The sequence below is a fragment of the Ureibacillus sp. FSL E2-3493 genome, from assembly GCF_038077515.1.
Taxonomy (GTDB): domain Bacteria; phylum Bacillota; class Bacilli; order Bacillales_A; family Planococcaceae; genus Ureibacillus; species Ureibacillus halotolerans.
Genome location: NZ_JBBOPK010000001.1, coordinates 1,731,592 through 1,752,318, shown reverse-complemented (window position 1 = coordinate 1,752,318; position 20,727 = coordinate 1,731,592). Strand labels below are relative to the sequence as shown.

The 20,727-nt window shown below is 34.1% G+C and carries 21 protein-coding genes, 2 riboswitches and 1 other annotated feature; of the genes, 18 read left to right on the top strand and 3 right to left on the bottom strand.

The genetic code is table 11. The features are described 5' to 3' along the window. Positions 1-48 precede the first annotated feature (48 nt). Positions 49-876 (bottom strand): EcsC family protein, encoded by an 828-nt coding sequence (locus tag MHH69_RS08855; protein ID WP_122970593.1) that lies wholly within the window; start codon positions 874-876, stop codon positions 49-51. A gap of 164 nt (positions 877-1,040) precedes the next feature. Between MHH69_RS08855 and MHH69_RS08850 the strand changes: the two genes are divergently transcribed. The 3 genes from MHH69_RS08850 to MHH69_RS08840 all read left to right on the top strand — a co-directional run bounded on the left by MHH69_RS08850 (position 1,041) and on the right by MHH69_RS08840 (position 4,259). Continuing rightward, on the top strand, positions 1,041-1,778 hold the full coding sequence (locus tag MHH69_RS08850; RefSeq protein ID WP_122970594.1) for a hypothetical protein: 738 nt from the start codon (positions 1,041-1,043) through the stop codon (positions 1,776-1,778). A gap of 128 nt (positions 1,779-1,906) precedes the next feature. Continuing rightward, the gene (locus tag MHH69_RS08845; RefSeq protein ID WP_122970595.1) at positions 1,907-2,563 is read left to right on the top strand and encodes a ribonuclease H family protein; all 657 of its coding nucleotides are present in this window, start codon (positions 1,907-1,909) and stop codon (positions 2,561-2,563) included. Between the two features lie 187 nt (positions 2,564-2,750). Further along, positions 2,751-4,259 (top strand): succinate CoA transferase, encoded by a 1,509-nt coding sequence (locus tag MHH69_RS08840; RefSeq protein WP_122970596.1) that lies wholly within the window; start codon positions 2,751-2,753, stop codon positions 4,257-4,259. A gap of 38 nt (positions 4,260-4,297) precedes the next feature. Here the strand turns inward: MHH69_RS08840 and MHH69_RS08835 are convergent, their stop codons facing one another. Further along, positions 4,298-4,753 carry a GNAT family N-acetyltransferase gene (locus MHH69_RS08835; protein WP_341362140.1) on the bottom strand — a complete coding sequence of 152 codons (456 nt, stop codon included), beginning with the start codon at positions 4,751-4,753 and terminating at the stop codon, positions 4,298-4,300. A gap of 191 nt (positions 4,754-4,944) precedes the next feature. Between MHH69_RS08835 and MHH69_RS08830 the strand changes: the two genes are divergently transcribed. Continuing rightward, positions 4,945-6,897: a translation factor GTPase family protein gene (locus MHH69_RS08830; RefSeq protein WP_341362139.1), complete on the top strand. Its 1,953-nt coding sequence runs from the start codon at positions 4,945-4,947 to the stop codon at positions 6,895-6,897. A gap of 103 nt (positions 6,898-7,000) precedes the next feature. Next, entirely contained in the window at positions 7,001-7,204 is a 204-nt protein-coding gene (locus MHH69_RS08825; protein WP_341362138.1) for a hypothetical protein, read from the top strand. 45 nt (positions 7,205-7,249) lie between these two features. Here MHH69_RS08825 and MHH69_RS08820 read toward each other — a convergent pair whose 3' ends face one another. Further along, positions 7,250-7,849: a YitT family protein gene (locus MHH69_RS08820; protein ID WP_341362137.1), complete on the bottom strand. Its 600-nt coding sequence runs from the start codon at positions 7,847-7,849 to the stop codon at positions 7,250-7,252. Positions 7,850-8,022: 173 nt separating this feature from the next. Next, positions 8,023-8,161, top strand: a riboswitch (cyclic di-AMP (ydaO/yuaA leader). 172 nt (positions 8,162-8,333) lie between these two features. Here MHH69_RS08820 and MHH69_RS08815 point away from each other — a divergent pair. The 13 genes from MHH69_RS08815 (at position 8,334) to proS (ending at position 20,467) form a co-directional block, all read left to right on the top strand. Continuing rightward, on the top strand, positions 8,334-9,671 hold the full coding sequence (locus MHH69_RS08815; protein ID WP_122970601.1) for a TrkH family potassium uptake protein: 1,338 nt from the start codon (positions 8,334-8,336) through the stop codon (positions 9,669-9,671). Positions 9,672-9,688: 17 nt separating this feature from the next. Continuing rightward, positions 9,689-10,345, top strand: a complete 657-nt coding sequence (locus tag MHH69_RS08810) for a potassium channel family protein (protein WP_122970602.1) — start codon at positions 9,689-9,691, stop codon at positions 10,343-10,345. A gap of 272 nt (positions 10,346-10,617) precedes the next feature. Further along, positions 10,618-11,052, top strand: a complete 435-nt coding sequence (locus MHH69_RS08805; RefSeq protein WP_122970603.1) for a MarR family transcriptional regulator — start codon at positions 10,618-10,620, stop codon at positions 11,050-11,052. A gap of 93 nt (positions 11,053-11,145) precedes the next feature. Next, a complete protein-coding gene (locus MHH69_RS08800) occupies positions 11,146-11,763 on the top strand; it encodes a nitroreductase family protein (RefSeq protein WP_122970604.1) in 618 nt (205 codons plus the stop codon). A gap of 154 nt (positions 11,764-11,917) precedes the next feature. Beyond that, entirely contained in the window at positions 11,918-12,820 is a 903-nt protein-coding gene (locus MHH69_RS08795) for an NAD(P)/FAD-dependent oxidoreductase (RefSeq protein ID WP_341362136.1), read from the top strand. An 83-nt stretch (positions 12,821-12,903) separates the two neighbouring features. Then, on the top strand, positions 12,904-13,440 hold the full coding sequence (locus MHH69_RS08790) for a GNAT family N-acetyltransferase (protein ID WP_122970606.1): 537 nt from the start codon (positions 12,904-12,906) through the stop codon (positions 13,438-13,440). 95 nt (positions 13,441-13,535) lie between these two features. Then, positions 13,536-13,635, top strand: a riboswitch (TPP riboswitch). Positions 13,636-13,835: 200 nt separating this feature from the next. Further along, positions 13,836-14,291, top strand: a complete 456-nt coding sequence (gene tnpA, locus MHH69_RS08785) for an IS200/IS605 family transposase (RefSeq protein WP_341362949.1) — start codon at positions 13,836-13,838, stop codon at positions 14,289-14,291. A gap of 162 nt (positions 14,292-14,453) precedes the next feature. After that, complete coding sequence (gene thiM, locus MHH69_RS08780) at positions 14,454-15,218, top strand: hydroxyethylthiazole kinase (RefSeq protein ID WP_122970607.1); 765 nt, start codon at positions 14,454-14,456, stop codon at positions 15,216-15,218. Next, entirely contained in the window at positions 15,203-16,027 is an 825-nt protein-coding gene (thiD, locus tag MHH69_RS08775) for a bifunctional hydroxymethylpyrimidine kinase/phosphomethylpyrimidine kinase (RefSeq protein ID WP_341362135.1), read from the top strand. Before thiM ends, thiD begins: the two co-directional genes overlap by 16 nt. Further along, positions 16,017-16,646, top strand: a complete 630-nt coding sequence (thiE, locus tag MHH69_RS08770) for a thiamine phosphate synthase (RefSeq protein WP_341362134.1) — start codon at positions 16,017-16,019, stop codon at positions 16,644-16,646. Before thiD ends, thiE begins: the two co-directional genes overlap by 11 nt. 286 nt (positions 16,647-16,932) lie before the next feature. Next, the gene (locus MHH69_RS08765) at positions 16,933-17,751 is read left to right on the top strand and encodes an MBL fold metallo-hydrolase (RefSeq protein ID WP_122970610.1); all 819 of its coding nucleotides are present in this window, start codon (positions 16,933-16,935) and stop codon (positions 17,749-17,751) included. A gap of 89 nt (positions 17,752-17,840) precedes the next feature. Next, on the top strand, positions 17,841-18,605 hold the full coding sequence (locus MHH69_RS08760) for a hypothetical protein (RefSeq protein WP_341362133.1): 765 nt from the start codon (positions 17,841-17,843) through the stop codon (positions 18,603-18,605). Positions 18,606-18,692: 87 nt separating this feature from the next. Beyond that, positions 18,693-18,916, top strand: a binding site (T-box leader). Positions 18,917-19,030: 114 nt separating this feature from the next. Next, a complete protein-coding gene (gene proS / locus MHH69_RS08755; protein ID WP_122970612.1) occupies positions 19,031-20,467 on the top strand; it encodes a proline--tRNA ligase in 1,437 nt (478 codons plus the stop codon). Positions 20,468-20,727: the final 260 nt, after the last annotated feature.

Sequence of the window (20,727 nt, the reverse complement as noted above, 5' to 3'; positions counted from 1 at the left end):
AGGATGTCCTATTTTGAAAAATGGGACATCCTTTTTAACTGATGGATATTATTCCATTGAACTACTTTCGATCTGATCAAGTTCATATAATCGTTCATTTATTCTTCTTTTTCGATAGAGCATCATGCCCGTCTCCGAAACATCCTCTATCATCCCTTTATTGACAAAAGCACCAAAAATCATTCCTGCAACGGGGACCATTTGTAGCAGCTTTTTCCATCCGAACTGATCGCGATAGGTGAAAAATACTTCTTGCCAACCTTTTAATTGGCTAATCATACTCTCTGGCCCTTGATTTTTAGAATGATGCATATTTGCCAATTCCTTTAAAATCGCTTCTTTTCCAACAATGTCCGCTGAGGCAAATTGTAAGCATTTTACGATAAAGACCCGCTCTTGTTTCTCATTCGGATCATACCCATGAATAATCGCGATTTCTTGTAGCGTTTTTAATGCCATTCCTAAAATTAATGGAATATCGATTACTAAAGTGAAAATTCCGCCAAATCCAGTAGATGCACCTTGTACAGTCGCTAATTTGCTTCGTTCACTTTGTAATTGGTGACTAATTTGAGTCATGTCCTGAATTGGCATTTTGGCTATATCATCAATTGTTTCAATTGGATGAGTAGTAGATTTTTTTATCTTTTTAATCATTCCATTTTCACTAATTAAATATTTACCACCTGTTTGAATATAACTTCCTAGTTCATTTACTAAAATGCCGATTTTCTCTTGTAAAAATTTAGGTGTTAGCTTATCAATTAATTTAAAAGGTAAACGACCAAGTTTTTCCCAAAAGAATAATCCTTTTTGATCTTCTTCCCATTTTTCAATTTCTGTTAAATAGGTTTGCAATTGTTCCTTCGATTCCAATGTGATTTCCCCAATCTATTGTCTTTTATTGTTTTACGTAATTTTAACTAAAATGTTTCATTCAAAGTATGTACAATAAATGAATATTCATTTTTTATAAAAATCTGACAATTAAGCGGTGAATTTTGGTAAACTAAGGCTAGAGAGAAGTAAGGGGGAAGTGGATGGCTGAACAAACAGTAAGTGGTGTGTATCTTCAGGAACATTTTCGAGATTCTTTAATCATTGACCGCTATGATCCACAATTGGAACTTTTACGAAAAAGAAAACAGGAACAATTAAGAAGTCAACATATTGAAGATGCAGTAGTATGGAATGTATTTCGGACGTTTAATCAAATCGATCGAGCCCTTTGGATAAAACCATTATTTCAAACTTCTTTTCATTTGAACTTCCCTTATTCAATGGACTCGATAAAAATCCAACTATGGAAAAGAATTAGACCACCAAAAAGTTACCCATTACCAGAAGGGCTGTCGGAAATTGATATTATTATTGAATCCGATGAATTCGTTTGGTTTTTAGAAGCAAAATATAAATCTGACATTAGTTTCAGTACTACGCATCATTCAAAAAGAGACCAAATACTACGAAATATTGATGTCGGAACAAATTATGCAAGGAAGAAAGATTTTTATTTTTCTTTAATCATAATGGATAAATATTATAGTCCATATGGTTATCGTATGACAACAGAGTACCGTGATTCTATAGAAGGAATAGTAGGTTTACTACCACATAGAAAAACCCTCTCTAATTTAAAAGGAATTGAAGTTTTCACTTGGAAAGATGTTCAATCCCTCTTTAAAACGGTTTACTTATATAGTAAAAATAAATACGAAAAATATATAGCTGACCAAGCCAACTATTGGTTGTTGAAAAAATTGAATGACGAAAACTAATTACTTTTAGGATATTCTTTTTGAAAAAGGAAGAAATAAATGTCCATTAATTATTCGACTACTATAGTAAAAGAAGTAATAAGTTGACCATAATAATAGGTAACTGGAACAAAATTAGGAGGACTTCGATGAAAATTACAATCGAATGGACATATAAAACAAATAATGGAGTAGAAACCGTTTTTCGATCCGATGAATTGCCGGTAGCCCATGCTTTAACTATAGGTGAGGATTTAGAGAAAACAGGTAGAGCGAAATCCATCACGTATATCGACCAACATGATAGTACATGGATGGTTAAAGAATTAAAAAAATATATACAAGAAATGGATACAGAACCCCACAACGTTCGTGTTTACTTTGATGGTGGATATGATATTCAAACAAGTCAAGCTGGTTTAGGTATCGTTATTTATTATGAACAAAATGGAAAGAACTATCGATTACGTCGTAATGCTCCAGCTGTGGGATTAAATTCGAATAATGAAGCTGAATATGCAGCATTGCACTTAGCAATTGTTGAACTTGATTTATTAGATGTTCATCATCAAACAGTACAATTTATTGGGGATTCACAAGTAGTCATTAATCAAATGAGTGGGGAATGGCCAGCCTATGAGAAAGAATTAGTTAGCTGGGCAGATCGAATTGACATTAAATTAAATGAGCTAGGTATTACGCCAGAATTTGAACTCGTTCCTCGAAAATTAAATACCGAAGCCGACCGACTTGCCACACAAGCTTTACAAGGTACAGATATAACCGGCCAGATTGAATTGCAATAAAGTGTAAAAAGACTTGTTAAATAAAACAAGTCTTTTTTAATACATAATATTATTATGTAAACTAATGATGTTATTCTTTTTCTAGTATTTTTCTACAATTTTGTTCTATTTTATTTGTTCTTAGCATAAATAAAATAGGTGAGAAGTTCTATTATTTTTATACCAAATAGATTAGGAGGAAACGAATTTGGAACAAGTAGTTGAAAAACGAATTGGTATTAGTAGTTTATTAAACAAAGTAATTTCAGCAGAAGAGGCAGCATCGTTTATCCAAGATGGCAATATAGTCGGGATGAGTGGTTTTACCCGGGCGGGAGATGCAAAAGTAGTGCCTTTAGCTTTAGCTGAACGGGCAAAAAATGAAAACTTGAAACTAGATGTTTATACAGGGGCATCCCTTGGTCCAGAAGTAGATAAAATTTTAGCTGAAGCAGGTGGAATACGTAAACGTGGACCATATCAAGGCGACGCAGCTATTCGAAATTTAATTAATACAGGGGAAGTGTTATATGTAGATGCACATCTTTCCCATAATGCTGAACTCGTTCGTCAAGGAATTATTGGACCAATTGACTATGCCATCATCGAAGCAACCGCTATAACAAAGGACGGCTATCTCGTTCCAACAACATCCGTAGGGAACTCTCCAATTTTCGCCCAATATGCAAATAATATTATTGTTGAGTTAAACTTAGCCCATTCCGAATCATTAATTGGTGTTCATGATATTTATATTCCAGAAGTACAAGGTAAACGACAACCCATTCCACTTTTAAGTGCTACAGATCGTATAGGTGAAATTGGCATTAAAATTAATCCGGAAAAAATAAAAGCTATTGTCATTTCCAACGAACAAGACGCTCCATCTTTAATTGTTGATCCGGATGATGAAACACAGGAAATGGCTAATCATTTAATAAACTTCCTTCGCAGTGAAATTGAAGCAGGGCGTTTAACAAATAAATTAGCTCCTTTGCAATCGGGGGTTGGTTCTGTTGCCAATGCGGTTTTAGAAGGATTTAAAGTTTCGGAGTTCGAAGATTTGATTATTTTCTCCGAAGTGTTACAAGATGCCGTATTTAATTTAATCGATGCTGGAAAAGTTTCCTTCGCATCTTGCACTTCTATTACGATATCCGAAGAATTACAGAAAAAGGTTTATGGAAATATTGAGAAGTATGCTGACAAAATTATCATTCGACCACAGGAAATATCAAATCACCCTGAAGTCATTCGTCGCTTAGGATTAATCGCCATTAATGCAGCCCTTGAAGTCGATATTTATGGTAACGTTAACTCAACTCATGTTGGCGGCACGAAAATGATGAATGGAATAGGCGGTTCAGGTGATTTTACTCGCAATTCTCGTTTAAGTATTTTTGTAACAAAGTCTTATGCGAAAGGTGGTAAACTTTCTTCAATCGTTCCAATGGTAGCCCATCATGATCATACAGAACATGATGTTCATGTCATTGTAACGGAACAGGGTGTTGCAGACTTAAGAGGATTAGCACCAAAAGAAAGGGTACCATTAATTATTGAAAACTGTGTACATCCTGACTTTAAACAACAGTTGTGGGATTATTATAACGAAGCTGTTGAATTAACTGGAAATGCCCAAACACCACACAATTTGGAAAAAGCGCTTTCTTGGCATGTGAATGCTGCAAAAACTGGTTCAATGAAACTTTCATAATAAATAAGTGCGTGTTCCCACTTTGAACACGCATTTTTTCATTCAGACGACTTTTCTAATTGCCATTTTATCATGTGATTCTGCAAACCAACTTTTTCCATATTTAACTTTTCTAATACTCGAATGGAAGAATCATTATCCTCTATACACTCTGCGACAATCTTTGTCACATTTGAATTGAAAAATGCCCAATTTAGTAGTTCTCTCACTGCTTCTGTTGCATAACCTTTATTTTGAAATGAAGGCAATATTCCATAACCTACTTCGACCGTATTTTCTAAATTTGGTTTACCTTTAAACCCAATATCCCCAACTATTTGATTTGTTTCTTTCTCTATTACAAACCAAACACCCCATCCTAATAGTGAGGGGTCCTTATTCAGTTCGTCCAGATAGTTTTTTATATGTTGACCTAATGGATAATTTGTTGAAACAGACGAAAGAAATTGTTTTGTACAAGGCAGGATTTTTAAATTTTTTGTATGTAATTCCAATATAATTCCTCCTTTTTATTTCAATTAAACAGCGTATTTTAATTATACAACTATTTATTGGAAATAAATGAGAATAAAATTGAAGTTCTTCGTAAATTTATCCAACTTTCCCCTTAAAACAGAGGAATTTAATAAAAGGCTGACAATTTGCTACAATAAAATTAATGAAACAACGAGAAATGAGGATTTTTATGTATAAAACAATTGGAGTACTGGCCCATGTAGATGCTGGAAAGACAACCTTTTCAGAGCAGCTCCTTTACCATACGTTAAGTATTAAAGAAAGAGGTAGAGTGGATCATCAAGATGCTTTTTTAGATAATCATTCCATTGAACGTAAAAGAGGCATCACCATCTTTGCTGAACAAGGACGGATTCATTATAACAATGATACCTATACATTAATTGATACACCCGGACATGTCGATTTTTCCCCTGAAATGGAGAGAGCCATCCGGGTAATGGATTATGCCATCCTTATTATAAGTGCGGTGGATGGCATTGAAGGTCATACAGAAACCGTTTGGCAATTATTAAAAAAATATGAAATCCCAACCTTTCTTTTTATTAATAAAATGGATAGGGAAGGGGCAGATTTACAGGCGATCATGGCTTCGATTCAAAAAGAATTGACTGACGATGTCTTATTGATAACAGAAAAAGTAACATCAGATTACATTTCTCAAGATGTAATAGAATGGCTCGCAGAAAGAGACGAAACTCTTTTGGAACAATATATGGAAGGAGTAATAGAATTTGAAAATTGCTTCCGCATTTTTTGTTCTATGATTCAGCATAGACAAGCCTTTGTTTGTATGGCTGGTTCAGCCCTGAAAGATATTGGAATTAAAGAATTTTTTGAGCAATTTGCATTATTAACAAAAACTTCATATCATACGGATGATCCTTTTAAAGGATTAGTATATAAAATTCGTCACGATGAAAAAAATCAACGGTTAACATTCTTGAAAGCATTACAAGGAACTTTACAGGTTCGCGATGAATTTTCCTTTGACGATGTTACTGAAAAAATAACAGAAATCCGTCTCTACAACGGACATCGCTTTGAAACAGTTCAAAGGGTAGAAGCTGGTGAAATCTTTGCAATTAAAGGCATTTCAAGAGCTCAAATAGGACAAGTAATTGGCAATAGTGTAGTGAATCAGGACGAATATGAACTTATACCAACCCTTCAGGCCAAAGTTGTGTATGAAGGTAGTGAGCATATAAAAGAAATATTAAGTTACTTCCGAATTCTTGAAGCTGAAGAACCAACGTTGAAAGTTGTTTGGAATGAAAAATTTCAAGATATAAACGTCCATGTGATGGGTGTTATCCAACTGGAAGTATTATTAGAAGTAATAGAATCCCGATTTGGTATTCAAGTTCAATTTGAAGAACCAAAAATTTTATATATGGAAACGATTCAACAACCAGTCATTGGCTATGGACATTTTGAACCATTGAAACATTATGCAGAAGTCCACTTAAAAATGGAACCCGCTCCACGAGGTTCAGGTATTCAATTTAAAAATGAGTGTCACGCAGACGATTTGTCCGTTGGTCATCAACGATTAATCGAAAAACATTTATTTGAACGGGAACATCACGGTTTACTAACGGGATATCCCATTACAGATATTTGTTTTACACTTTTAACGGGAAGAGCTCATCAAAAACATACAGATGGTGGAGATTTTCGAGAAGCAACTTTCCGTGCCCTTCGCCAAGGATTGGAGAAAGCTGACAACCTTTTATTAGAGCCTTACTACCGTTTTAAAATGAAAGCCTCCATTGATTTAATGGGGCGAATGATGACAGATATTCAACAAGGAAGTGGTACATTCGATCCCCCAATAATTAATGAAGATCAAGTTACCATTATTGGAAAAGTACCTGTATCCACTTTCATGAATTACAGTACAACTTTTGCGACCTATACAAATGGGAAAGGTTCACTATCCTTGCAATTTGCTGGTTATGATCTTTGCCATAATACAGATGAGGTTATCGAGCAAATAGGTTACGATAAAAACGCGGATCCAGAGTATTCCTCATCCAGTATTTTTTGTGCTAAAGGAAAAGGTTATTCGGTCCCTTGGTATGAAGCGGAAAAAGCGATGCATTGCTTAAAAAAAGGATAACATCACCATTTGATTATTCGTTTCATCGATTTAATTTGAGTATAAATGAATGAAAGAATACCAAACTAAATTGAAAATGAAATAACAAATGGAGGTTTTTTGGATGAAACAAAATCCACAACAAGTTCCTGGTAGACCGAAAAAATTTGTAAGTAAAGAGGAAATGATTCGTAATACGGAAGAAAATATACGCGAAGCTGAAATTAGTATGGAATTTGCTGGTGAAGAAGAGCTTGAACACCTTCAAGAAAAAAATGAACGTCGTAAACACGCAATAGAACGAATGAAAGATGAACCATTAAGTTAAAATAAGGGCAATTGCATTATATGCAATTGCTCTTTGTTACTTTTTTCACGTCCGGACCATATCTACGATAGTTGTTGCAATAAAATATGTAATGATAGAAATTAATGCCCCTTTCCAACCAAACAATATAAGAGCAAAAAGAAAGATAAAAAAATTGATAATAAGAATAGATTCACCAACAGAATAGGATGTTTTACTGGAAATAAGTAAAGCAAGTACGTCTGTCCCATCTAATGCTCCGCCATTACGTAAAACAATCCCAATACCTAATCCAAGTAAAATACCTCCAATAAAAATTAATAAAATGGGATTACCATTAAGGAAAGGTGGAAATATTTCCAGTAAACCCGTAGAAACGGTTAATGAAATGATGCCTAATGAAGTAGAAAAGGCAAAGCGTTTCCCTAAATAGTTATAGCCTAATAAAACAAAGGGGATATTTAATAAAAACAGTAAAAAGCTTAATGAAAATCCCATCATTTCAGATAGCATCATGGATATACCGGTAATACCTCCATCAATTAATCCATTAGGAATAAGAATTACCTCCAGGCTAATGGCTGCCATGAGTGCCCCTATAATAATCCAAGGTATTTTAAAGAGGAGATCTAATACATAAAATTTAAACGAATTTGTAGATTTCAAGTAAGTTCTCCTTATGTATTAAGAATAATATTAATAAAAATTAGTGAGCAAATGTAAGTGATACCCCTATCAAACTATGAATTTTTATATAAGATGATACACAGTTTTAATTTTTTATTTTTATATTTACAAATCTCAAATGGAGGAGTAGAATAATCCCGTATTTCAAAGTTTCATATTATCGGCCTAATCTCATATAGAGAACGGAGGACCCATTATTTTGGGGTTAATTCTGCCATTGCAGAAGGGATGAGATCACTCTTTCGCCATCCTACCCGTCAGCTAACTTCGTCGGCTAAAGCGAAGGAGGTCATAGGAACAGACCGCCTTATTCAAGTATTTTTTGTTTTTATACAAAGGAGCTTGTTTAAATCGGTCTTTTTTTGATGTCAAAAACGAGAACATTTAGATTAAAAGGATTATTTCCCTCAGGCAAAAGAGATAATTATTTAAGGTAAGAAACATTCAAAGTGAGGAAACGAAAATGAAAAACTTTAAAGACAATCTAAACCCTTCAAAGGTTCTAGTACTAGGTTTCGTTATTTTAATTTTATTCGGTGCTTTATTATTAAATCTTCCAATCGCAACGGAAACAGGAGAGAGTTTACCTTTTTTAGATGCCCTTTTTACCGCTACGTCTGCTGCCTGTGTGACGGGACTTGTTGTAGTAGATACGGGAGATACATTTTCCGTTTTTGGTGAACTTGTCATTCTATTTCTTATACAAATTGGCGGTTTAGGATTTATGACTTTTGCCACATTTTTATTTACTTTACTTGGGAAAAAAATTTCTTTAAAAGAAAGATTGTTATTAAAAGAAGCATTTAATGCTACATCAACAGCAGGAATGGTGAAATTAGTCAAAAGAATATTGATTTTTACGTTGGTAACAGAATTTATTGGAGCAGTTATATTGGCCATTCGCTTCTCCCTTGATATGCCAATTTCAAAAGCGATTTATTTCGGCTTCTTTCATTCTATTTCCATTTTTAACAATGCAGGTTTCGATTTAATGGGGCAATTTAAAAGTTTAACTGACTATGTAGATGATCCCTTTGTCGTCATTACAATCTGTAGCCTTATCATAATAGGTGGACTAGGGTTTATTGTTATTAATGAATTATATGAATATCGCGAAACGAAAACATTATCTGTTCATACAAAGGTTGTTTTAACGACAACATTTACTTTAATCGTAGGGGCAGCGATTTTAATTTTCCTTTTCGAATTTAGTAATGAAAAAACATTAGGTCCTTTATCAACAACTGGAAAAACGTTAGGTGCTTTGTTCCATAGTGTGACTCCAAGAACGGCTGGTGCGAATACATTGTCTATGGGAGATTTAACTCATGCTACTTTGTTTTTAACGATTATTCTTATGTTCATCGGAGGAGGTTCTGGTTCTACGGCTGGAGGAATTAAAGTTTCAACTTTTACCGTTTTAATTGCAACTGCCATTTCACAATTAAAGGGTAAAGAAGATGTTACTTTATTTAAACGTCGCATTGTGATTGAAAACATATTAAAAGCTTTTACAGTTGCCATGTGTGGCATGATCATTGTTGTGCTCGTCACTTTTTTATTAAGCATTACAGACAAAGGTCATGTGTTTATTATGTATTTATTTGAAGCAACTTCCGCCTTTGGAACAGTAGGCCTTTCTATGGGGTTAACGCCGGAACTTTCATCAGTTGGCCGTATTTTAATTATTTTAACAATGTTTGCAGGAAGATTAGGACCATTAACGATCGGTTTTGCTTTAACAAAAAAACGTAAACAAGAGGCTTATCATCATCCAAAAGGAAATATTATGATTGGGTAACAAAGGAGAGTAAAAAAATGAGTAGAAAACAATATGCCGTAATTGGATTAGGCCGTTTTGGTACGAGTATTGCTAGAAAATTGCATGAAGCAGGTCAAGAAGTACTAGGTATTGATTTAGATGAAGTAAGAGTAGAAGATGCAGAACCTTATATTACCCACGGATTAATCGCCGATTCTACAGATGAAAAAGCACTAACATCTATTGGAATTACAAACTTTGACTGTGTTATTGTCGCAATTGGGGACGATATTCAAGCAAGCATTCTAACCGTCATGCTTTTGAAGAACCTTGGTATGAAAAAGATTATTGCAAAAGCGGTAGGTAAACGTCACGGTCAAGTTTTAGAGGCAATTGGTACGAGTTGGATTATTTATCCTGAAAGGGATATGGGAGAAAGAGTGGCAAATCAACTTCTTTCACCAAACATGTTAAACTATATTGAACTTTCTAAGGATTATAATATAGAAGAAATTATGATTCCTTCTAGAATGGCTGGGAAAAATTTAAGAGAATTGGATATTCGGGCAAAATATAATGTGAGTGTTATTGCTATTTTAAGAGACGGTGAGATTATTGTTTCACCTTCTCCTGATGAATTACTTCAAATAGAAGATATTTTAGTAACGATCGGAAATCGAAAGGATTTAGCGAAATTCTCCAACTTAGAATAAAAAAATTCCTAATTTTCTCCCCATACAAGTTAGAAAAAAATCTAAATTGTATGGGCTTTTTTATGTTATTTTTAAATATAATTTACATTAAAAGCCAAATTGTTAGAAGGAAAAGAATCTATTATTTGGATAAAAAAATGAAGTATATTTTGAAAAGAAAAGTTTGATACTAAATATAGTAATTCACTAAAACAAAAAACTTGATTAATAGATTATTTATATTATAATTGACTAGTCAATGATTGATTAATCAATTGATAAGGAGGAATGAAATGGATCAATCTTGCGAAGATGTAAAAAATATGATGTTTATGTTCAAAAATATTGATAGACAAGTTACACAAAACTTTGAAAAGTGTACAGGGATTAGTCTAACTCGATATGAAATATTGTATACCTTATTGAATAGTGGACAACTTTCACAAATCGAATTACAGAAGAAGTTGAAGATAGATCAAGCTGCAATTACAAGACATTTAAAAATTCTTGAAGAGAAAAATTTGGTCTATCGAAATCGAAACAAACAAAATAATCGAGAAGTGATAGTAGAAATAACAAATAATGGCATGGCTATTTTGGAAAACTGTGATTCAAATAAAACACAATTTTTCGATGAATTATTTCACGACTTTACAACGAAGGAAAAACAACAGCTACAAATGATGTTAAAAAAACTAATGGTTAATTCCGGAAAACAAACTGGTTAGATTTTTAATAGTCATGATAAATGATACAGCTAATCCCATTGAACAAACAATTCCTATTAAAAATGATATTGACATATTGAAAGGGGTATAAAAATGCCAAACACAATTCAACAAATCATGCATGAAAGAAAATCCGTTCGTAAATATAAAGAGGATGTCGTGATCCCACGCGAAAAATTACAAGCTTTATTAGAAAATGCCATTTCAGCTCCATCTTCAAGTAATATGCAACCATGGCGTTTCATTGTAATTGATGATCAACAAGTGAAAAAAGAGTTGCGCCCAATTGCAAATGACCAAGAACAAGTTGAAACATCTTCAGCGATTATTGCCGTTCTTGGTGATTTGGAAATGTACAAAAACTCAGAACAAATTTATAATACCAATTATGAAAAAGGTTATATGCCAAGAGAATTAGCGGATTTAATGATAAAAAATTCCCTTTCGATGTATGGTAGTTTACCAGAAGATATTATTAAAAATATTGTTCATTTCGATGCTGGTTTAGTTTCAATGCAAATTATGCTGTTAGCTAAAGAAATGGGGTATGATACGGTACCGATGGGTGGTTTTGATAAAGCGAAATTTGCGGAAAAATTCAACTTACCAAAAAATGAAGTACCTATTATCCTAATTGCTATTGGTGAAGCAGCTGCTCCTGCTTATGGTTCATCCCGTCTGCCACTTGAACAAATTACAAAATTTATTTAATAAAATATTGGATAGACTTAGTTTATAAAATACAACTAAAAGTTTGTTTAGCGTTGATCGAAAAGGTCAACGCTATTTTTATGTTGAAATAAGGAAATGAAAGAATTTGAAAAGCAAACATAATAAATATTAATTTGTAAAGGATCGAAGAGTAGTGAATGTATTTGATTGTGTAGTTGTAGGGGCAGGTCCAGCGGGATTAAGTGCGAGCTTGACTTTAGGTAGGGCTAGAAGAAAAATTGCTCTTTTTGATGATGGAACAAATCGGAATCGAGTAGCAAATCAATCCAACGGTTTTCTTACCCGTGATGGCATCAAACCAGCGGAATTTAAAGAAATCGGAATGAGGGAGATAACCCGCTATCCATCCGTTCATTATTTCAAAACGACTGTTCAAGAACTTTCGAAGAATCAAAATGGTCAATTTATTGCCAAAACAAAAGATGGGCAGGAGTTTATTTCCGACAAACTTTTACTTGCAACCGGAATCCAAGAACATTTTTCTATACCGAGTATTAGGGATTATTATGGTAAAAGTTTATTTAATTGTCCCTATTGTGATGGTTGGGAATTAAGGGATAAGCAGCTCATTATTATTGCAGAAATGGAAGAACATGCCCTCCATATGGCGAAATTACTCTATAATTGGTCCAAGGATTTCGTTGTATTATCCAACGGTGGAGAATTTTCAAAAAGAGGAATTCGTGAACTAGAAAAAAGAAACATACTAGTAAAAATGGAACCTATTAGAAATTTAATCGGAGATCGTGGCTATATTGAACAAGTCGAATTAGCATCTGGAGAAAAAGTCAACTGTTCAGGTGGTTTTGTTGTACCAACCTTTTATCGTCCGAATCCTTTTCTAGTACAATTCAATTGTGACATAAACGAACACGGCGAGGTTATAACGGATGGACTTGGTCGTACGTCTTGTCAAAATGTTTATATTGCAGGTGAATTAAAGAGAATAAGCCCATCTTCACTAATTAATTCTGCTGCAGACGGTTATAAAGTGGCACTGTCTATTAATCAAGATTTGTCCGAAGAAAGATTTTAATGAATGGGATTCAATTCTTAATATCATTTTAAACAAGGAAAATATTCCCTTTTTGTCGAATGTAGAAGATAGGGGTGATACCAATGAATAATATTCGTTTTAAGAAATTTGAAAACGAACTAGATGATTTAGTTTCTTTTATGACAAAAAATACATGGGAATTCCATTCAATTCCCAATCCATCAAAAGAACAAATCATTGAAAATTATCATAATGGCTGTTATTTTCATAATCGAGAAACATTTTGGATTTTAAAGGGAGATAAAAAAATTGGTCTCATTGTAATCGATGATATAAATGATACGATACCATTGTTTGATATTCGGTTAGATAAAACGGTAAGGGGAAAAGGGTATGGGACACAAGCTGTCGATTGGATTGTTCAATATCTTTTTTCTTTACCGGATAAAAAAATTCGAATTGAGGCTCATACACGATGGGATAATTTGGCGATGAGAAAAACTCTCTATAATTGTCGGTTTGTGAAAGAAGGTTATTTCAGAAATGCATGGGAAAATGATAATGGTACGATTTACGACTCGTTATGCTATGCTTTCATCCGTGAAGATTGGGAAAAGGATCAAATAACTCCTATAAAACTTAACGAAATACCTTTTTAATCTAAAATTTTTTATAGGACTTAGTTCATTATTTAATTCTTGTTCCTAATTTAACTTGTAGAAAACTAGTTTTATGTTAATATGAAATCAATCAAATACTCTTGCAGGGGGACGCAATTTGCGTTGAGAAGGTTAAAACCTGACCCTTTGAACCTGACAGTTAAGACTGACGTAGGGAGCAAAGATTTTTTCGAGAATACATAATGATATCTTGGAATTTAAACGCTCTTTTGTCTTTGAACAAAAGGGCGTTTTTATTAATTCTTTTAAAACCACGTGCTCTGCACGTGTGAAAATATACTTTTAGGGTGGTAATGGAGATGGAATTAAAAACTCCTCTCGATATAATGAAAATGGCCGTCAAACCAAATTCAAATCGAGAGGAGTTTTGCTCAATGTCGAGCGACAATAGTTTATCACACACAAGATGGAATTGTAAGTATCACATAGTTTTTATACCAAAATACAGAAGGAAAGTAATCTACGGTGAATTAAGAAAAGACATCGGAGCGATTTTAAGACGTCTATGTGAAATGAAAGACGTAGAACTCATAGAAGGACATGCAATGCCAGATCATATACATATGCTGGTTAAAATTCCTCCAAAATTATCCGTATCACAATTCGTAGGCTATTTAAAAGGAAAGAGTTCTTTAATGATTCACGATAGACATGCAAATTTAAAATATAAACACGGAAATCGAACGTTTTGGGCAAAAGGATATTATGTCACTACAGTAGGTCTTAACGAAAAAGCGGTAGCAAAATACATTAGGGAACAAGAAGCTGAAGATCGATTACGTGATCAAATGACGAGTAGAGAATATATAGACCCATTTAAACGAGATTAAAGAACAAATACGGTTGACGGTCAATTAAAAAAGCCCCTTTAGGGGCAGTTAGTAAGGAGCCCTTATAGGGCGTTACTAAAACCGCCTGTTTTACAGGCGGATATTTATTTATAAAAATTAGCTATACAAAGGAATCGAAAAAAATACCGAGGTGAAAGTAATATGACGTTGTCGAGTATTCGAAAAAAAAATCCATTAGTTCATTGTATTACAAACTATGTTGTAGCTAATTTTACAGCAAACGGATTATTAGCTACAGGCGCATCACCAGTAATGGCAGATGAAATGGAAGAAGTAGAAGAAATGGTTTCTATAGCAAATGGCTTATTAATTAATTTAGGAACCGTAAATGTTCGAACGTTAGAATCTATGATGATTGCTGGAAAAAAAGCAAACGAGTTAAACATCCCAGTTGTACTAGATCCCGTCGGTGTTGGAGCTACAAAATATCGACAACGAGCGATTAAAGATATTCTAGAAAAAGTAAACGTTCAACTAATACGCTGTAATATGGGCGAATTAGCAACCATCGCAGAGGTAGAATGGCAAGGTAGAGGGGTGGATAGTGGTAACGGGGACATGGATCTACCAACTGTAGCAAAACAAGTTGCAATAAAATATAACTGTCTTGTTGCTGTTACAGGATCAAAGGATTTTCTAACAGATGGCTATCTAGAATATTGGACAGTTGGTGGACATGAATTAATGACCCAAGTTACTGGTACTGGATGTCTACTAAGTGCGTTAAGCGCTGCAGCTTTAACCCTTGAAGGGAACCCATTATCCAATTTATGTGAGTTATTCATGGATTATAAACGTGTAGCGGAGTTGGCGAGTGACCACCTTCTACTCGGTACATTTCAAGAAGAAATCATAAACAGTATTCATTTATTATCTAGAGGTGGTAAACAATGGACGTTGTCATGACAATTGCAGGTGCAGATAGTGGTGGTGGAGCAGGTATACAAGCAGATTTAAAAACCTTTCAAGAACTAAAAGTATTTGGTACAACCGTTATTACGGCCCTTACTGCTCAAAATACATTAGGTGTACAAGGGATTTTTCCTACTTCACCTGATTTCGTACTTCAACAATTAACTTCCGTTTTTTCTGACTTTCATGTAAAAGCGGTCAAAACAGGGATGCTTTTTTCAGCTGAAATTATTGAAGTCATCGCCAATTACTTACAACAGAAAGACGTTCAACTTGTAATTGATCCTGTGATGATTGCCAAAGGTGGAGAAAGTCTACTACAAAAAGAAGCGGTAGATGCATTAAAGAATACTTTGTTGCCCATCGCTACTGTGTTAACACCCAATATTCCTGAAGCAGAAGTAATAAGCGGCATTAAAATAGAAAACGAGGATCATATGACAAAGGCAGCCCATACAATGCTGCAATATGGAGTGCAGTGTGTTGTAATGAAAGGCGGTCATTCGAAGGAGCTAAATACAGCAACAGATAAAGTTTATTTAGCCGACGGAACATCTTTTTCCATGATAAGTAAAAGAATTCATACAAAACATACCCATGGAACAGGATGTACTTTTTCGGCAGCCATTACTTCCTTTTTAGGGAGAGGATTATCCCTTAAGGAAGCAATGATTGAAGCGAAAAAATTTGTTCAATTAGCGATTGAAAATCCGTTAAATATCGGACACGGGCATGGACCTACCAACCATTTTGCTTATCAACAAAGGAAAGGCCAATATGAGGTGATTGTAGATGAATCGTAGTGATTTAGCAGTTTATTTTATAATGGGAACGGAAAACTGTAAAGAGGAGCCTTTAAACGTATTAGAAGATGCTTTGCAGGCAGGAATTACAATGTTTCAATTTAGGGAAAAAGGTCCTCGTGCATTAAAAGGGGAGGAATATGTAGAGTTTGCTAGAGCATGTCAACGTTTATGCAACTATTATCATGTGCCATTTATAGTGAACGATGATGTGGAGCTAGCCTTGAAATTACAGGCAGACGGTATCCATGTGGGACAAAAAGATATGGCGTTAGTAAACATTCGTGAACAATTTAAAGGAAAAATAATTGGTGTTTCCGTCCATAATGAAGAGGAAATGTCAAAAGCCGTATTAAATGGAGCGGATTATGTTGGAATTGGACCTATTTTCAAGACAACTTCAAAACCAGATGCAGAACCTCCTACTGGTGTAAGTTTTATAAAGGAAATACGTAACAAGTATCCGAATTATCCAATAGTCGCGATAGGTGGCATCACAACGGAAAATTCTAACGAAGTTCTTCAAGCTGGTGCAGACGGAGTAGCAGTTATCTCCGCTATTTGTCAAAGTTCAAACCGAAGAGAGACTGTTAATAGATTTAAAACTAAAAATTACTAAAATCAATAGAAATCCTCCGTTGATTAGTAATGGAGGAGAAAGGATGTTGAGAAAATATAGCATATTAAGAGGTATAGACATATAAAGTCTATCAAATACCAATGACTACGATTTTCCGAGTATGGAAAAAATCTAGTAATGTTCTAGTATAATTAAAGAACATTTCACAAAATAGTAGTAGAATACAATATAATAGCATAAATAAAAAGTGTACCATCATTTTCCTATGATGCGTGCACTTCTTTTATTAGTAATAATGATAGATTTACTATAGGGGTGATACTTATTGATAGCATATCAATCAAACAATGTAACTGTTTTTCAAAGTTTAATTTACAAAACGACATCCCTTGTTATCCGAACCAATGATTGTATCATTATTGTGGATCCAAATTTGCTCCCTATCGAAGTAAATGAAATAAAAGAATATGTAGAAGAGATTAGAGGAAATCGCCCTATCTATTTAATTTTTACCCATTCCGATTGGGATCATATTGTTGGTTACGGTGCTTTTCAAGACGGAATTGTTATTGCAAGTGAGCGTTTCGAAAATCGACAGGATAAAGAAGCGATACTTCATCAAATTAGACAGTTTGATGATCAATATTATTTAGATCGAGATTATCCTATTCTTTATCCTCCTGTTAATATCCCAGTAACCTTTGATGGACAAGTATTAGAAGTAGGTGAAACGAAATTTACCTTTTATATGGCAGAAGGTCATACAAATGATGGGATTTTTATTGTAGTAGAACCTTTAGGTGTATGGATTGCTGGGGACTATTTGTCAAATGTTGAATTTCCCTTCATTTATTTTAATAGTGAAAAGTATGAAGAAACATTACGAAAAACCAATAAAATTTTAGACAATCATTCTTTTCACCTTCTAGTACCGGGACATGGTGATCCAACAAATATTAAAGAGGAAGTCATTTTCCGAAAAATAACTTCTTATCGTTATATCCAGGAATTACGAAATGCCATTAAAGAAAACAGAGATCATCGTTTTTTAATACAAGGTTATAAATATAAAGAAGAACAAATTAAAAGCCATGAAGAAAACTATCAATTAATTAAAAAAGAATTGCAAGTTGAAGCAACCTAGCATAGTAATGAAGTGAACAATCCATCATTGAACCCTCTAGACAATTGCCGCATAAACTAGGTGAGGCGAGCAAAAGGGGGTGTCCTCAAATGGGATTGTATATTAATAATAAAGAACACCCAAAAGTGTTTAGTCAGTCGAATCATTTAGTAGAGCCGAATCAAGTGGAATTTAAGCGAGATTACTTATCCGAGTTAATTGAACAACAAGTGAATGCAACTCGAAACTTACAATTTTCCTTAAATCAAATACACTATTCTCAAAATGATTGGAATGAGCATCAAACAAATCAATTGAGAAAATTAAATGGACGATTAGATGAACTAAGGGAATTCCAGCATCATCAAAAAACATTGGATCAACAAGTCGACATTCGATTGGAAAATATTGAAAATCAACATCGTACATTAAACGAATCAATCCTTCAGGAACAACATATCCATCAGGATCTATTTGATCAAGTAAATGCGATCAATTATTCTCAAAAAGAAATTGTAAGTCGAATTGATGTTTTAAATGATGAATATAAAGAGATTGTTACGATTTTAAAAGATTACTCAGCTATAAACGAAGCGTTAATTACCCGTTTAGAAACAGTTGCCATGACAAAAGAAAAGTTGGAAGAACGAATTCAAGCCCATAGTGAACATAATCAACAGTTAGTTCATCAAATGACCTTTATCGAAGAAGCTCAAAAAGATGTTTTAGATCGGGTTGATAATAATGAAGGATTAATCGAAAAAGTTATGCGACAAATTGATCATCTGCGGTCTATTTTATTTGAACGTACAAACGATTTAGAAGAAAAAATTGAGAAAGTATTACAAAATTCAGTAACATTTTTCAAAAAATAACTTTTCTCTTTTTTCATTATTCATTTTTTTAGAAAATATTACACTTAGATTGAATTAATTTCTTTTATTTGATACAGTATAAGAAATATGGAATCAATGAAGTGACCAAGTAAATAAGAATTGTGAAACAGAAAATATAGCATTTGCTGAGAGCTATATCACCGCTTCTTATTGAAACCTATCACGGAGATGCGAGTTAAAGCTTGCCGAGTCGTTATCGTTACAAACGCGTAGAGGGTAGAAGGGAGAATTTTTTCTTTTTACCGAACTAAGGTGGTACCACGTCTATTCAGCACAAAGACGTCCTTTTGATTAGGACTCTTTGTGCTTTTTATTGTTCAAAAAATACGAACGAGTCGGAACCATAAATTGTAGCGCTAGATAGGGAAAATGAAAATTGTAAAAAGTTTTAGGAGGAAATAACAATGTCACAACAAACGAATGATTTTTCTAAATGGTATATTGACACAATTCAAAAAGCAGATTTAATGGACTATACACCCGTTCGTGGCTGTATTGCATTTAAACCAGACGGTTATGAACTATGGGAACATATTCAATCGGAAATGGACCGTCGTTTTAAAGAAACAGGTCACCGTAATGCCTATTTCCCAATGTTAATTCCAGAATCTTTCTTCCAAAAAGAGAAGGATCACATTGAAGGATTTTCGCCAGAACTTCCATGGGTAACAGAAGCAGCAGGAGAAAAATTAGAAGAACGATTAGCTCTTCGTCCGACTTCTGAAACAATGATTGGCCACCTTTATTCTGATTGGATTAAAAGTTACCGTGATTTACCAGTTTTAATTAACCAATGGGCGAACGTCTTCCGTTGGGAAAAGAAAACTCTTCCTTTCATCCGTACTTCTGAGTTTTTATGGCAAGAAGGGCACACAGCTCACGTGGATGAAGAAGACGCTCGTAAAGAAACGATGCAAATGTTAAACATTTATAAAGAAGTTGTTGAAAACTTTTTAGCGATTCCTGTATATGATGGACAAAAAACGCCATCTGAACGTTTCGCGGGGGCTGTTGATACGTATTCGATCGAAGCAATGATGAAAGATGGTAAAGCAGTACAAGCTGGTACTTCACACTATTTAGGGACAAAATTTGCTGAAGCCTTTGATATTAAATATTTAAATAAAGAAAATAAACATGTTCATGTGCATACGACATCATGGGGTACGTCTACTCGTTTAATTGGTTCAGTCATTATGGTACACGGTGACGAGCAAGGTTTAGTCCTACCGCCAACAATTGCTCCAACACAAGTTGTATTAATTCCAGTAGGTCCATGGAAGAAGAACCCAGCTATTATCGAGAAATTAGATGAAATCTTCGCAGCACTTAAAGCAAAGGGTATTCGTGTCCGTCTTGATGATTCTGATCAATCACCAGGATATAAATTTAATGAATGGGAATTAAAAGGGGTACCAGCACGTATTGAACTAGGTCCTCGTGATTTAGAAAATAATCAAGTATTATTAAAAATGCGTGATGAATCCGATAAACAAACTGTAGATTTAAACTCTGTTGTCGAAGCAATTGAAAAAGAGTTGAAAGTGATGCAAACAAGACTTTATGACAAAGCAAAAGCATTCCGCGATGCGAATTCTCATACTCACATTGATTCTTTAGAGCAATTACAGCAACATTTATCTGATTCTGAGAAAAACGGAACGATTCCAGGTTGGATTTTAGCAGGATGGTGTGGTGACGATGCTTGTGAATCTAATGTAAAAGAACAAACGAAATTTACAACTCGTAACATACCGTTTAATCCACCAACTGAAAAACATACATGTATTAACTGTGGTAAAGAAGCGAAACATACAGTTTGGTTTGGCCGAGCTTATTAATTAAATGACAATCCACCTAAAAATCCTCCATGAAGAGAATTTTTAGGTGGATTTTATTATTTAGATGATTCGAACACTATTTCATACGATTTAGCACAGACTATAAAGTAGAGAAAGTAAGAAAGATTCTAACTTAGTATGTGACATTAAATCAGCTCCCTTGTTAGGAAAAAATGAAAAATAGTATCAATGATTAATTGTTCGAATCATTATTCAGTTTGGTTCTTTTAATAAATATCATACTTGTTTGCTAGTTTTTG